Genomic DNA, 13,858 nt, shown 5'->3' with positions numbered 1-13,858 from the left:
TGCCGAGACCCGGACATCGCCGGCGCGGAGCCGCACGCGCGGCCCGAGCGCGAACTCCGCGCGGCTCGCCGCGTGGCTGACGGGCGGCCAGCGCCGGGGCCGGACGCCGGTGGCGGCCGAGCCCCGTGAGCGGACAGCCCGTTTCTCTGGCGCGCGGGTGCCTGCGGCTTGCGTGCTGGCGCAGCCGGGCGCGCAAGGTGCCGCGCGCCGGCTGGATATTGGGAACGGTGAAGATCCACCGCGGCCAGCTGGGGCGAGCAGTCCCCGCCCGCGCCGGCCGCTCGATGCGGGCGGGGTGGGCCGCCCCGGATCAGTGGAACATCTCGCGGTACGGAATCGGCTTTCCGCGTTCCAGGCGCCGGCCGGGCCCGCGGGCCCACGCCGGCGGTGGAACATGGTCGAGCGGCGAACACCGCCGGCGCCAGGCGCGCGCCGGCCGCCGCGAGTCACTTCGAAGCGTTTCGGCGCCCGTCAATAACGCCAGCGTCGTACGCCGCGGTCAATGCGGCACGGATACACCAGACGGCACAATCGTGGAAATCCAGCCGGTCGCTGTAACGCGTTTCAAGCGTGTCGATGTTCAGATGGATACGCGCGATCGCAAACAGCAACATTTCGAATTCGCCTTTGTTCATGGGTTTCTCTGGAAAGGCCGGCCCCGGGCAAAGCCGGGGCCGGCGAGTGGATTTATCGCCGCGCGCACTGGCCGGCCTGGAACGCTTCCAGCATCGCGTAACGCAACGACGTCGGCAGGACTTCGATTTCCGTATCGGAATCCCATACGTCCGAGATCTCGGGACCGAAGGCGTTTGCAGCGATCGCGGCCAAAATTGCATCAATCAAATATCGGGGCATGCTGTTCTCCAGTTGCGCCGGCCGCAGCGCGCGGCCGGCGCTCGTGTGGTCAAGAAAGCTGCACAGCGCCGCAGTTCTCGGCCAGGCAGAAGGCGAAATACCAATTTCGGTACAGTTCGGCGAACAGGTGATCGCAATCGGCGTCGATTGCCCCAAGGAACTGACTGAAATCGTCGGCCAGCTTTGCGGAAGTCCGAGTGCCGATCGTTCCCGACGTGATCGAGAAATCGATCAGTTCCTTGAACGGGCCGTCCTTTGCCGCGATGGCGCCGTTCGTATGGCAGATCCGCGCGGCGCCGATCGAGATCGCCGGGTAATCGGCGAGCTCGGCCAGGCGCTCGCGGAAGATGTCGTGCATGACGTAGGTGCCGGCGCTGAACTCGAACGAATTCCGGTAGCGGTAGATACGCGCCATGTCCAGGTCGCTGGCGCGGTGCGGGAACCGCGCCGCGGCGTCGAGGCGGACGCAAAACACGTCGACAGGGTCGCCGTTTTCGTTCGTGCGGGGATGGTCGAGCTGCTCGAGACCGGAATAGGCTGAAACGATCAGTTGCATGATGAATGTCCTCTGTTCGGGTCTTAGGCGGCGGCCAACGCGGCGCCGGCGACGGGCGCCGTCAGGCGCGCCTTGGCGGCCGCAAAGTAGGTCGCGTCCAGTTCGATGCCGATATACCGGCGCCCGAGCTCGCGGGCGGCAACGCACGTCGAGCCGGAGCCGGCGAACGGATCCAGTACGACGTCGCCGGGCTGCGTAAAAGCGGAAATGAGTGTGCGCAGCGCGGCGACCGGCTTTTCGGTCGGATGGTGGCGATTGCCGCTGTACGGAAACGGCATGACGTCGGCGATCGGCGCCGCCGGCGCCACGGGCCGCCCCTTGGCGAGCAGGTAGGCGGATTCGTGTTGGTACTTCACCAGGCCGGCCTTGGACGCGTAGGATTTCGTGAAGACGAAGTGGCCGGCCACGCGAAAGCCGGCGGCCTTCCAGGCGTCGAAAAACAGGTCGACCTTGTTCCAGCCGTAGAACGAAATGCACACGGCATCGCGTTTCAGGACGCGGAACATTTCGGCGAACGCCGGCGCCAGCCAGTCGCCGTTCACGTCGTTCGCGATCGAGCGACCGCTCCGATCGCGGAAATTCACGAGGTAAGGCGGGTCCGTCACGATACAGTCGACGGATTCGGGGGCGAGTTTGGGCATGGCGACCAGGCAGTCGCCGTTGTACAAATAGCTCACGGTCAGCTCCATAGAGTTGAGATAGGGGCAGCCGGAGCACAGCCAGAACGATCTGGCTCGCAAACCGTGCTACCCGGAGCTGGCGAGCGCCCGCAGGGGAATGGCGGGCAAGGGGACCGTGGAATACCGGAGTGCGCGAAGCGCGCGAGGATATGCCGCGAAAGCCCCTTGCAGGAGCGGGGCGCCGTGCGACATTCGTCGCGCACGGCGCAGCGGTCCGTCCGCCAGGACACGGCGGGCGAACGTGGGCTCCGGGTTGAAAGGTCGACGGCTGTGGAATGCCGACGGAAGGGGATGGACCTGCAGGACGTAGCGGACCGACGGTGCTGCGTCCCGGTCATGAGCGCCGCGGCGATCTCCGATCGCGCGGCGCGATCGCGATTCCGTCAGCGCGGCCGCGAGAGCGGCCGCCGCGCAAACTTGCCCGTACGACGGCCGAGCAGGTTAAGGTACGGCAGCGTCAGAACAGCGCCAGTTGCTGCGCCTCGAGGCGCACATCTCGACGCTGCACGTCGACGTCGCTCGCGAGCAGCTCGATCGATGCACCATCCGGGTCTTCAACGCTCGCGTCGAGCCGAATGTCCGCACGTCGCGTGGCGTCGGCCGCACAGATGCGCTCGAATTCTGCACGCGTAGCGGCCAAAAGGGCACGCGTGGCATGCTCGGGCAGCACGCAGTCGGCCGACGCGTACTGGCCGTCAAAGAATCGTGTCACGCCATACCGTTCTCCGCCGCCGTGCCTCGGCTGGTATACGACCAGAGCGATACGATCGGCGTCGCGCAGGCCGTTGGACCAGCCCGCTGGCCCGCAAGGCGCTAGACCACATTCAGCGGCGATCGCCGCGCCGCGCGCAATCAGATCGGCGTGCGCACGGTCGATGACGCGATGCAGATTGGGCATCTTCAGGAAAAGTTGATTCATTGGGTCGTCCTGGTCGTGCTCGAGGCAGCCGAACCACGGCGGCTGGCTGCCCGCAAAATGTGAGATCGCGCACCATCCATCATCACCATGTGCGCGACGATCGGCGTCAGCTCATCGGGAACTGTCGGGACGCTCCCGCCACGCCTGCACCTCGTAAACTTTCATGAGCTCGAACGGGGTCTCGCCGTCTGGCTCGATGCCAGGGTTCTCCAGAATGACGTGCAATGCATCTGCGTCGCTCAGGGCGGCCAAGGCCGTCAGGAGCTGCTCGCGGCCAGCCTTGCGCGCACGAGCCCACTCGCTCCCGTCCTCGTCGTTCCAATCCGGTACGGTGCGCAGCTGAAGGCCATACGCGCGGGCCGCTTCAATTGCTGCAGTTTCGATCGCTGTCATGTTTCGCTCCTTGGTCACTCCGGTCAGTGGACATCGCGGCGCACGAATAGACGCGCGGCCGTGGCCGAACGGGGAAAGCCATGCACGTCGGACGTCTCGGCAAGCATTGCGGCGACGTCCATCTGCACGTTAGATCCCGAGCGAACGCTGCCCGCCCGATGCACGCCGATCACCTCGAGCAGCTGCAGGTCGCCCGCGCGATATCCGTCGACCGTCATCGAGGCGCGCACGTCCGGCGCCAGCCGATCGCCGTAGCGCGACGCGAGCCGCGTGAGCACACGCTCAACCGCGCGATCGCTGAATTGTCGCGACAGCGCGATCCGATCTGCGGCGAGGCGGACCGTCCGCCGGCCGCTGGACGTCAACATGAAGTGTTCGACCCGCTCGAGCCTGCCGCCGTCGGCCAGACGGGTGGCCTGCAGCGGCATCACAAGGCGCGCGACCTGGACGTCTCGCGGGCCATCGGTCCAGTCGATGGTCAGCTGCGTGCCGCGTTCGTTCTTTGCGACGCGCACTGCGAACGACGTCGCGGGGAAACCTTCACGCAACACGGTCTGCACCAACTGCGCGGTCTCGACAAGCGTCAGCACGTCGGCCAGCACCGCGGGCGCGGTTGCGGAATCCCGGCTGCCCCGCGCGCGGACGGACTCGGAGATTTGGGTACGGCGATCTGCAATGTGATGGAACATGTTGAACCTCGAATGATGGTGTACGGGACAACGTGAGGCGAGGGCGCCGGCGGCGGCCGCCGGCGCGTTCGGGTTAGCCCTTCAACTTGCGCATCTCTTCGGCGAGCACCCACATGGCGCGATTCAGGCGGAGATCCTGATCGATACCGGTCACACCGCGTGTCGACATCCGACGGCCGGTGGCCGAGCGACCACGCACCCCGCCCTTGATCACGTTCTCCTGCACGCGCTGGAACGTGGTCCAGAGGTCGGGGCGGTTGTCTTCGGTACGACGCGCGCGAAGCAGCTGATCCTCGGTGATCGGCGCGGGCGCTTCGGTCACGTCGTACCGGAGAGCCAGCACCGACCGCGCGAACGCCTGTTGCTCGCCTTCATCAAGCTGCGCGGCTTCCATCTCGCTCTTGCATTCGCGGATCAGGTCGAACCCGTCGAGCACCTCGTGCGCGCCGTCGACGACGTGGTCGACGACGTCGCCTTTGTGCGGCACCCGGATGTCGTGCGTCGTGTCGCCGAATACGAGACCGTTCTGGCAGACGAACCGGAAGTAACCGGCCAGCATCTGGTAGCTGCTCGACCCATCGTGGCTGTTGAGGAGGATGATTTCCGGGGTTTCCGGCGACGCGACCTGCGACGCGTGCCGCAGTCGGAGCATGTGCTTCGTATGCTCGCGCTTCGCGGCGACGCGCACGCGGGTCTGACAAACCATGAAGGGCTGGAACCCTTCTGCGCGAAGCTTCGTGAGGATCTCGATGGTCGGAATGTACGTGTATCGGTCCGACCGTGAGTCGTGCTTGTCCCCGGCGAAAATCGACGGCGCGACCTCACGAATCTGGTCATCGGAGAGCGGCGTGTTCGAGCGAAGGATCGGGGCGTTACTGCCAAACTTGGTTGCGAGTTGCATGGTTTTCTCCAGTGAAGATTCAGGTTCGATGCGAGTCGTTCAGGAATTCGCTGGCGTCCGTCAACACCAGACGACGTGGTCGTAAGCGACGGTGCGCCGGTAGTAGTTCCGTCCATCCCAGGGCGTGTACGTGTATTCCATGTACGCACAGTGCAGGACTCCTATCCAATGGTGCAATCGGTTCGTTTCCATCGTGACCTCCATCTGCGGTTGGTTTGCTCTTCAGGCCGACCGGGACCCAAGATTCCGAGTCCCCACGTAGGGGTTGTGCCGGTGCTGCCTGGACTTCGGCAGAACTGCTGCCGCCAGTCCCCTGAGTTCGTCGTCCCGCGACTGAAGGAGCCTGCCGGCGGGCGTGTTCAAGGGCGGTCGCAAAGCCGCACGCGGAGCGCAGCCCGAAGGGCGAGCACCGAACGGGTGCTGCGGCCGGCGGAGCGGACCCTTGAATGCGAACGACGGTGGGCTACGGTCGCGTTTGGGACGGCGAGCTCAGGGGACTGGCGGAATGCGGATAGTTGAGACGGCACCGGCTCGCCGCGCGGCGAGCGCCCCGTCTTGCGGCCGCGGCCGCAAGACTGGTGAGGTGTGTGCCGCGTGTCGCGGTCGTTCGCGACACGCGGTTGCGCTATCCTTCGGCGTGATCGTGTGAAATCTAAGACGAGTCGATGCTCATTCGAGAACAGGGAAACCTCATCAAGGTGCTGCGCGTCGAGCCTCCCAAGCAACCGCGTGCAAGGGGACGTCGGCGCGAACATGTGCTCGGCACGTTTCGCGCCGACGAGCCGATACCGCCCGAGCTGCTCGCGGCACTAACTCCCGACGAACGCGAAGGGCTCGCACGCTGGCTCTCGGTCTACCGGGAAGGCCAGGCGCGCACGGAGGCGCGTGCGATGCTGGCCTCGGCGCCTGCGCAACTGGAATCGCTCGTCGGTGCACTCGAAGTCGCGGCCGACACCATGTCGGCCGCCGAGGCAGACCGTGTCTGGGCGCAGCTGCAGGCGATCGCGCGTACACTGAAGCGTTCCGGCCATCCGCGGCCGCGCGCTGTGCGCCGGCCGCCGGCGCCGCTTCCCGGACAGCAAGATTTCTTCGGCGAATGCGACGAGCTCGAGCAGCTGGCCGAACAATGAACACGTTCCACGCGAGAATTCGACCCATGCGTCCACACCGTATCGTCAAAGACAGCGGGCGCACGCGAATCCCGACACGCCGGGCAGAAGCTCAGATCGCGCATTTGCCGGGATGGCGACGCTGGATCGCGCGGCTTGCCCGCGCCTTCAGTAAGACGACCAAGGTCCATTGAGGATCGAGCAGACGAGGTCGTCGCCGCGCTGATCACGTGGCACGGGGACCAGTTGGGCGCGAGCCGCTGGCGGTGTTCGTCGAGGCGCTCGAGCGACTTGAGCGGATGCGGGAGGGTCGATCGTACGGCCGGCCGCCCGCGCGGCACCTTGCCACCGGATCCAGGCTCGGCTGACACCGCTGCAATTTCGACCGGATGTTGCGCTCGCCCCAGCCCCCTGATGTATATACAGTGTTTCGGCGGCACCGGCCGCCGCGCGCGAGAAGGTGGGACGGACAATCTGATTCGAGTGATCGACGTTCGAGAGATCGCAGTGCGCTCCCTGGACGGTCTGGCTGCATCGGCGACTACAAGCTGGCCACCGCGCGCGGGAACCTAGTCCGCGTCCCTCGGAGTCAAGCATGATCGCCCCGCTAGGGCACCTGCTTGTAGGCGTCGAGGGTGCGCCCCGTCATCCGCACGAAACCCAGATGCAAGGCAACTGCCAGCCGGTAGAGATGCGAGCGGCGCCCATCGATCAGCGCTCGCTCGCGAGCGGAGAACGTGAAGAATATGTTGAGCTCGAACTCAGAGAGCTCTTGCGGGAAATGCCGCATGCCGAGATACGCCAACTGTCCGTGGTCCATCGCCCGCACTCCCGCGCGAAAAACGGACTGTGCAGCGTAGCGAGAAATTATTCGGCGGGCAATCGCAAACCGAAATATGACAATCGTGCAAGATGTTCAGAGAAGCGAACCTGAGCGAAGCGCAGCTCCATCGCTTCTTGTGATGGAGGTTCCCACGATCGGAAGGTCAAGAGTATTTATTGGGGGTTAGAGCACTTTCAACATGACCGTAGCAGATCCCGGACACACGCCCTGGAACTGGCTGGATGCCAGCAAGAGATGAGGCACGTCGTTGCGCGCGACGCGCATGAAACCTTCCTTTGCGAAGTAGTCCTCGGCCGTCGTCGTGAGCAAGGCAACCGCTTCGACTGCACGGCTGCGGCATTGCGCGAGCAATCGCGAAACAATCGCCTTTCCCACACCGGCTCCTCGCGCCTGTTCCGCGACCGCGATTGAACGGATCAGCGCGAAGTTGCCGTGGAATTCGATGCCGCCGCATGCGACAAGGCCCTGGGAATTCACCACCACAACGAAGTTCGTTAGGTGTTCCGCCGCGCCGGCGGTCGGCAAGTTGGACACGCGCAGGAGTGTCTCGATTGAGACCAGATCGGATACGGCGGCTGCACGAAGTTGCATGGTGTCGGTCCTCAGGTGGTGACGGCATCGGGTGTTCGGATGCGATTGACAATGCTTCGGGCTCTAACGACGTTCATGCGGCCGGCAAGCCGCGGCGAATTCCCGCGGTCACGGCATTTTGGCATGTCAGATACTGCGTTGATTCACGCGCTTAGACAGTTCCTCGGCGCTTTCCTTGCGTTCGCTGTACCGATCGACCAGGTAGGGACCGACGTCGCGCGTGAGCAAGGTTAATTTGACCAGTTCCTCCATCACGTCGACAACCCGATCGTAATACGCCGAAGGCTTCATCCGCCCAGCCTCGTCGAATTCAGCAAACGCCTTCGCGACCGACGACTGGTTCGGGATGGTCAGCATGCGCATCCAGCGGCCCAGCACGCGCATCTGATTCACCGCGTTGAACGACTGCGAGCCGCCGCTGACCTGCATCACCGCGAGCGTTTTGCCCTGCGTCGGCCGCACGGCGCCGACCGACAGCGGAATCCAGTCGATCTGCGACTTCATGATCCCGGTCATCGCGCCGTGCCGTTCCGGCGAGCACCAGACCATCCCTTCCGCCCACATCACCAGCTCGCGCAGCTCGACCACCTTCGGGTGGCTCTCGGGCGCATCATCGGGCAGCGGCAGGCCGCTCGGATTGAACACGTGGACCTCGGCACCCATCGCGGTGAGCAAGCGCTCGGCTTCCTCGACCAGCAGGCGGCTGAACGAACGCTCGCGAAACGAGCCGTATAAAAGCAAGAGCCGGGGCGGATGAGTCGACGGCGTCGCCGGCCGAAGTTGAGCGGCGTCCGGCACGCGAAACAGTGTAGCGTCGAGCTGCGGCAGGTCATTCAGATGCTCAGACACGCTTGCCCTCCGCATCGATCACGACCTCTCCGTCTTCCTTGGTGAACGGTCCCTTCTGCGGGTTCGGCAGAATGTCTAGGACGGCTTCCGACGGCCGGCAAAGCTTCGTGCCAATCGGCGTGACCACGATGGCCCGGTTCATCAAAATCGGATTCTGCCCGATGAAATCGAGCAACTCCTCATCGGTCCACTTCGGATCGCCAAGGCCGAGTTCCGCATAAGGCGTGCCCTTCTCGCGCAGCACCTCGCGCACGGTCAGGCCCGCGTCGGCCAGCAGCTTGATCAACGTTTCCCGCGACGGCGGCGTCTTGAGGTACTCGATCACGACGGGCTCCTCGCCGCTGTTGCGGATCAGGGCCAGCGTGTTACGCGACGTGCCGCAGTCGGGGTTGTGGTAAATCGTGATGTCGCTCATGTAGAGGTTCCTTTGTTTGATAGGTCGATGGCTTGCTGCCGGATTTGCGCGATCGCGAAGCGGAACAGAATCGCGCCCGCCGAGCCAATACCGGCCAAGGCCAATAGCGTGCCGGGATAGCCGTTCCCGGCGGCATACAGAAGTGACGCGACGAACGGGCCTGCTGCGATAGCGATCTGTACCGGGGTCGCCATTGCCCCGCTGATCGCCCCGTACGCAGCTCGCCCGTACAGTTCCGCCGGCAGCGCTCCGCGGACGATGGTCATGATGCCGTTGCTGATGCCATACAGTGCGGCGAATACGACGTACAACGGTAGCCAGTCACCCGATGCAAAGAGCAGGATCAACGACAACGGCAACAGGGAGATCGCTGCCATGCCGACGTGGCGCGTGCTGGCGCGTTTGCCGATCGTCGTCTCGAGCACGCGACCAAGAACCTGCATCGGCCCAACCAACGCACCCACCCATGCCGCGTTCGCGGCGGAAATGCCGTGTGCCTGCAAGACCGGGATCATGTGCAGCGACATCGCGGCGAACACCAGCGCATTGAGCGTGACCGCTGCCGTCACCAGATAGAAAGCCGGCTCGCGCAGGACAGCGATGAGGTTGGTAGCCGGATCTTCCGTGCGCGCCGCTGCAACCCCGTGCGTTGCCTTGCCGCGCTTCGGTAAGGTGGCGTGAATGGGTAGGCAGACCAGCAGGTTCGCCACGGCATAGAGAAGCCATGTCTCTCGCCACCCGGCATGCTGCAACAGGGTTTGCGTCAGCGGCCAGAAAACCGCGCTGGCGAAGCCGCCGAACAAGGTCAGATGCGTGATGGCCCGGCGATAGTTGGTGCCGAACGCCTGCGTAATGACCGCGAACGCGGGCTGATACAGCGTCGCGCTCATTGCGACGCCAATGCCGGCCCATGCGAGATACAGCCCTACAACGCCATGCACGCGTGACAGGCAAGCAAGCATGAGCGCCGCAAGTAGCGATCCGGTTGCCATCAGCAAGCGCCCACCCATGCGATCGATGATGGCGCCAGCCGACGTGGAGCACAGCCCGGAGATCAGTAGCGCCACCGAGTAAGCACCAACGACAATCGGTTTCGACAGCCCCAGCTCGTCCTGCATAGGCTGCATCAGGACGCCGTACGCGTAGAACATCGAACCCCACCCGATGATCTGCGTCAGCCCGAGCGAGGGCGTCAGCCAAGCGCGCGGACGGGGCGTCCTGTTGGACATGTCAGGTCCGGCACTCGTACCAGCCCTTCGACTGGTTCACGATGCGCACCACCAGAAGCATGACCGGTACTTCGATCAGCACACCGACGACGGTGGCCAGCGCCGCACCGGAATGGAAACCGAACAGGCTGATCGCGGCCGCGACCGCCAGCTCGAAGAAGTTCGACGCGCCGATCAGCGCCGACGGGCATGCAATGTTGTGCTTTTCGCCGATCGCACGATTGAGCCAGTACGCGAGCGCCGAATTGAAGAACACCTGAATCAGGATCGGCACAGCGAGCAGCGCGATCACCAGCGGTTGCTTCAGGATCGCTTCGCCCTGGAACGCGAACAGCAGCACCAGCGTGGCCAGCAGTGCGGAGATCGACCACGGGCCGATCTTCGCCATCGCGGCATCGAACGCCGCCTGTCCTTTCGCGAGCAACACCTTGCGCCAGACCTGCGCGAGGATCACCGGAATGACGATGTAGAGCACGACCGACGTAAGCAGCGTCGCCCACGGCACCGTGATCGCGGACATGCCGAGCAGCAGCCCTACCAGCGGCGCGAACGCGATCACCATGATGCTGTCGTTCAAAGCAACTTGGGACAGCGTGAACAGCGGATCACCGCCGGTCAGCCGGCTCCATACGAACACCATCGCCGTGCACGGCGCCGCAGCGAGCAGGATCAGGCCGGCGATGTAGCTGTCGAGCTGATCCGCCGGCAGCATCGGCGCGAACAGGTGGCGGATGAACAGCCAGCCGAGGAATGCCATCGAGAACGGCTTGACCAGCCAGTTTACGATGAGCGTGACGCCGATGCCTTTGACGTGCTGACGCACTTCGTGCAATGCGCCGAAGTCGACCTTGACCAGCATCGGGATGATCATCACCCAGATCAGCAGTCCGACCGGGAGGTTCACCTGCGCGTACTCCATCCGGCCGATCTGCTGGAACAGGCCGGGAAGCACCTGGCCGAGCGCGATGCCGGCGACGATACACAGCGCGACCCAGACGGTCAGGTACCGTTCGAAGAAGTTGATGGAGGGCTTTGCGACGGCCTTGCCGGGCGGGGCGATGTTGGACGTGTTCATTGGACAGGGTTCAGTCTCGAAGTCGTTGGCGGCCGCTAGTTTCGGCAGACCGCCGCGCGAATGATCAGGTTTGCGAGATCTCAGTCAACGCCGTCTGGAGTTCGGCATTGCTCATGCGGTCAAGCGGTAGCGCCAGCAACTGCAGCATGCGGTAGCCGATCGCCTGACGTGTGAGTTCGAACGCGAGGCGCTTGCCTTCGTCACCGCCCGTCGCATTCGACGGATCGGCGTAGCCCCAATGGACTTTGACCGGGCTGCCGGGCCAGTATGGGCAGGTTTCCGCCGCCGCGCTGTCGCACACGGTGATGACGACGCGCATTTCCGGTACGCCGTCGCCGACGAATTCGTCCCAGCTTTTGCTGCGATAGCCGTCGACGTCGACGCCGGCGTTCGTCAGCGCTTCCAGCGCGAACGGATTGAGGCGACCGCTCGGCGCGCTACCTGCGCTGTACGCGCGTACATCCTTGCCGAGCTTCGCGGCCCAATGATTGAGCATCCCTTCCGACAGCACGCTGCGCGCCGAGTTGTGGGTGCAGAGGATCAGTACGTTCGTAGTCATGTCAAAACATCCGGATTTACTGTTGGCCGATATCGCGCACCGATTTCTCCAGTGCGACGTTATCGAGTTTGGTGAGCGGCAATGACAGCAGCAGGTCGATCCGACGCTTCAGCGTCAGCGCGGCGTCGTGCATGGCCTGCTGCTTCTGTTCATCGGAGCCCTCGACATCGGCCGGGTCGGGCACGCCCCAATGTGCGGTAACCGGTTGACCGGGCCAGATCGGGCAGACTTCGCCGGCGGCCTTGTCGCACACAGTGAAAACGAAGTCGAGCGCGGGCGCGTCTGGCGCGGCGAATTCGTCCCAGCTCTTGCTTCGATACCCTTCGGTCGACAAGTGCCACCGTGCCAGCTCGCGCAGTGCGAACGGGTTCACCTCGCCTTTCGGATGACTGCCGGCGGAGTAGGCAACGAAACGCCCGTCGCCGAGCTGGTTCAGTAGCCCCTCCGACAGGATCGATCGTGCGGAATTGCCGGTGCAGATGAACAGCACGTTGTAGCGCTTGTCGCTCATGGTTGGACCTCAGCAGCAGGCAGATTTCACGGCCGCGCCGGTCGGATTGCCGCGCGCAGGAGTACAGCAAGCGGCAGTGTCGGCATTCGATTCGGCCGGCTGCGCATTACGGGATTCGCCATAGGTCGGGACGTTCCCGAGCGTCTGGTACGTCTCCCATGCAATGCCTTGCGGGTCCACCGTCCAGTACTTGTCGGAGCGCGCGTAGCAACACGTCGTACCCGTTTGTTCGTCGAGGGGCAGTGCGGCGTCGCTGAGACGCTCGTGCATTTCGGCCAGCTCGGCATCGTTTTCGACCTGTACGCCGAGGTGATCGAGGCCGGCCGCAGCGCCGCGCTGCGAGATCGCAAAGTTGACACGGGGATCGTCGAGCATCCACTTCGCATAGTCGGTCTTGACGACGGTCGGTTCGGCGGCGAACAGCGCCGAATAGAAATGGATGCTGTCAGCGAGATTCGGCACGCTGAGGTGCACGTGAAAGCGCTTCATGATTGTTGCTCCTTGGATGGAGAACATGCACCAACTGGCGAGCAGGGATTGCCGCCGCAACAGTTCTCCGTGAGATAGGCCAGCAGGCTGTTCATCGTGGCGAAGTTCGCGCAATAGAAAACGAAGCGACCTTCCTGCCGGCTGGTGACAAGCTGTGCATGCGCCAGCTCCTTCAGATGAAAGGAGAGCGACGACGGCGGCACGTCCAGCAGTGTTGCAATCTGCCCGGCCGGCATGCCTTCCGGCCCGGCCTGTACGAGGGCGCGGAAGACGGCGAGCCGGGACTCGTGGGCAAGCGCCGCAAGGGCGGCAATAGTTTGGTTCGTTTCCATGATTCCATATTAGTCGAAATATCGAATTAGAGGCAAGAATTTCGTCCGCTTGCTGATCTCCAGAGCCAGCGGCGCACCCAGAGTCGTGGACGGAGCCCTCTGGAGAATAGATGAAGCGACGATCAGGAAGCCCTTGAATTCGCTGAACATTATTTAAGGGCCTGGCCGCAGACCCTTACCAGGCCTACCGCGCGCAACACCGGTAAAGCGCACGAAAATCAAGGGGAGGCCTTCATCGGGAGCTCGTGGTCGAAGCCGACTCTAACGTAGCCGGCGTGGACATCGATAGGGCGGATTAGGGGGCGCTGGTGAGCGTCCGTCAGTAGTTGTGCGACGAACGGTACTGCAACTCTAGAGGCCAAGTCGCCTGCGTCTTAAGTCGGGGTAGCACGGTACGAATCGCCGTCACGGCGGATCTCGTACCACCTCGTTCCTCCGAATTCGGCCGCCGCGCTGTCCGGGCGTGCATAGAGGAGGCCCAGCATGCGGACGGACTCCCCCTGCCCGGGGAGACGATCGAGGTCACCTCGGAGGATCATGTTCCGACCATTGACAGCAACTGCGAGCGTGCGCCTCCTTGTCATTTGGAGCCCGTCTGGTTGCTCGCGCGTTGCCGGCGATTTCGAACTTCCCCCGGACGCGATTTCCCAAACAGCAAGGTCCGTGAGCGACGGCGTGTGGCGCAGCATCGCTCCCTCGAAAAACCATCCGGCTAGTAACGACATCGTCAGTGCTCCCTATTCAACGGCCGTCGGAAGCAAAAAGCGGTTGCTTGCTGCGTCCGGCGGGTAATACAGCATATTGGACGTTGCGCGATTCTCAACGTATCACTGTATGAAGTGCAGGATCAGTATCGCGCAGC

At 63.9% G+C, this 13,858-nt stretch carries 18 protein-coding genes and 1 pseudogene; 1 reads left to right on the top strand and 18 read right to left on the bottom strand.

Annotated features, from left to right (window positions below):
• Positions 1–446: 446 nt before the first annotated feature.
• The 8 genes from LXE91_RS41460 to LXE91_RS41425 all read right to left on the bottom strand — a co-directional run bounded on the left by LXE91_RS41460 (position 447) and on the right by LXE91_RS41425 (position 4,993).
• Entirely contained in the window at positions 447–635 is a 189-nt protein-coding gene (locus LXE91_RS41460) for a DUF6900 domain-containing protein (RefSeq protein WP_027810081.1), read from the bottom strand.
• A 52-nt stretch (positions 636–687) separates the two neighbouring features.
• A complete protein-coding gene (locus LXE91_RS41455; protein WP_165581456.1) occupies positions 688–855 on the bottom strand; it encodes a hypothetical protein in 168 nt (55 codons plus the stop codon).
• A gap of 49 nt (positions 856–904) precedes the next feature.
• Positions 905–1,411 carry a hypothetical protein gene (locus LXE91_RS41450; protein ID WP_027810082.1) on the bottom strand — a complete coding sequence of 169 codons (507 nt, stop codon included), beginning with the start codon at positions 1,409–1,411 and terminating at the stop codon, positions 905–907.
• Positions 1,412–1,434: 23 nt separating this feature from the next.
• Positions 1,435–2,088 (bottom strand): DNA methyltransferase, encoded by a 654-nt coding sequence (locus LXE91_RS41445; protein WP_027810083.1) that lies wholly within the window; start codon positions 2,086–2,088, stop codon positions 1,435–1,437.
• 460 nt (positions 2,089–2,548) lie between these two features.
• Positions 2,549–2,803, bottom strand: a complete 255-nt coding sequence (locus LXE91_RS41440) for a hypothetical protein (RefSeq protein ID WP_226151565.1) — start codon at positions 2,801–2,803, stop codon at positions 2,549–2,551.
• A gap of 318 nt (positions 2,804–3,121) precedes the next feature.
• Positions 3,122–3,403 (bottom strand): hypothetical protein, encoded by a 282-nt coding sequence (locus tag LXE91_RS41435; protein WP_034175683.1) that lies wholly within the window; start codon positions 3,401–3,403, stop codon positions 3,122–3,124.
• Positions 3,404–3,426: 23 nt separating this feature from the next.
• Positions 3,427–4,092 carry an LPD29 domain-containing protein gene (locus tag LXE91_RS41430; protein ID WP_027810086.1) on the bottom strand — a complete coding sequence of 222 codons (666 nt, stop codon included), beginning with the start codon at positions 4,090–4,092 and terminating at the stop codon, positions 3,427–3,429.
• A gap of 73 nt (positions 4,093–4,165) precedes the next feature.
• On the bottom strand, positions 4,166–4,993 hold the full coding sequence (locus LXE91_RS41425; protein ID WP_027810087.1) for a DUF932 domain-containing protein: 828 nt from the start codon (positions 4,991–4,993) through the stop codon (positions 4,166–4,168).
• A gap of 665 nt (positions 4,994–5,658) precedes the next feature.
• On the opposite strand from LXE91_RS41425, the gene LXE91_RS41420 reads away from it, so the two are divergent.
• Positions 5,659–6,123: a hypothetical protein gene (locus LXE91_RS41420; RefSeq protein WP_027810088.1), complete on the top strand. Its 465-nt coding sequence runs from the start codon at positions 5,659–5,661 to the stop codon at positions 6,121–6,123.
• Positions 6,124–6,712: 589 nt separating this feature from the next.
• Here the strand turns inward: LXE91_RS41420 and LXE91_RS41415 are convergent.
• From LXE91_RS41415 to LXE91_RS41370, 10 genes and pseudogenes are all read right to left on the bottom strand, one after another.
• A pseudogene (locus LXE91_RS41415) lies at positions 6,713–6,922 on the bottom strand (DUF4158 domain-containing protein); the annotation flags it as partial.
• Between the two features lie 186 nt (positions 6,923–7,108).
• The gene (gene arsN2 / locus LXE91_RS41410) at positions 7,109–7,537 is read right to left on the bottom strand and encodes an arsenic resistance N-acetyltransferase ArsN2 (RefSeq protein WP_027810089.1); all 429 of its coding nucleotides are present in this window, start codon (positions 7,535–7,537) and stop codon (positions 7,109–7,111) included.
• 126 nt (positions 7,538–7,663) lie between these two features.
• Positions 7,664–8,401 (bottom strand): arsenical resistance protein ArsH, encoded by a 738-nt coding sequence (gene arsH / locus LXE91_RS41405; protein ID WP_077186795.1) that lies wholly within the window; start codon positions 8,399–8,401, stop codon positions 7,664–7,666.
• On the bottom strand, positions 8,379–8,801 hold the full coding sequence (gene arsC / locus LXE91_RS41400; protein ID WP_027810091.1) for an arsenate reductase (glutaredoxin): 423 nt from the start codon (positions 8,799–8,801) through the stop codon (positions 8,379–8,381). The genes arsH and arsC overlap by 23 nt, the downstream gene beginning before the upstream one ends.
• A complete protein-coding gene (locus tag LXE91_RS41395) occupies positions 8,798–10,030 on the bottom strand; it encodes an MFS transporter (protein WP_027810092.1) in 1,233 nt (410 codons plus the stop codon). The genes arsC and LXE91_RS41395 overlap by 4 nt, the downstream gene beginning before the upstream one ends.
• Before the next feature lies 1 nt (position 10,031).
• Positions 10,032–11,105: an ACR3 family arsenite efflux transporter gene (gene arsB / locus LXE91_RS41390; protein WP_027810093.1), complete on the bottom strand. Its 1,074-nt coding sequence runs from the start codon at positions 11,103–11,105 to the stop codon at positions 10,032–10,034.
• 64 nt (positions 11,106–11,169) lie between these two features.
• Complete coding sequence (locus LXE91_RS41385; protein WP_027810094.1) at positions 11,170–11,664, bottom strand: arsenate reductase ArsC; 495 nt, start codon at positions 11,662–11,664, stop codon at positions 11,170–11,172.
• A 16-nt stretch (positions 11,665–11,680) separates the two neighbouring features.
• Positions 11,681–12,175, bottom strand: a complete 495-nt coding sequence (locus LXE91_RS41380; RefSeq protein ID WP_027810095.1) for an arsenate reductase ArsC — start codon at positions 12,173–12,175, stop codon at positions 11,681–11,683.
• 9 nt (positions 12,176–12,184) lie between these two features.
• Positions 12,185–12,664 (bottom strand): ArsI/CadI family heavy metal resistance metalloenzyme, encoded by a 480-nt coding sequence (locus LXE91_RS41375; RefSeq protein ID WP_027810096.1) that lies wholly within the window; start codon positions 12,662–12,664, stop codon positions 12,185–12,187.
• Positions 12,661–12,996 carry an ArsR/SmtB family transcription factor gene (locus LXE91_RS41370; RefSeq protein WP_027810097.1) on the bottom strand — a complete coding sequence of 112 codons (336 nt, stop codon included), beginning with the start codon at positions 12,994–12,996 and terminating at the stop codon, positions 12,661–12,663. The genes LXE91_RS41375 and LXE91_RS41370 overlap by 4 nt, the downstream gene beginning before the upstream one ends.
• Between the last annotated feature and the right edge of the window lie 862 nt (positions 12,997–13,858).

This window comes from Burkholderia contaminans (assembly GCF_029633825.1).
Lineage (GTDB): Bacteria > Pseudomonadota > Gammaproteobacteria > Burkholderiales > Burkholderiaceae > Burkholderia > Burkholderia contaminans.
Note: the sequence above shows the minus strand (reverse complement) of the source record. Positions and strands in the feature narration are given on the sequence as shown.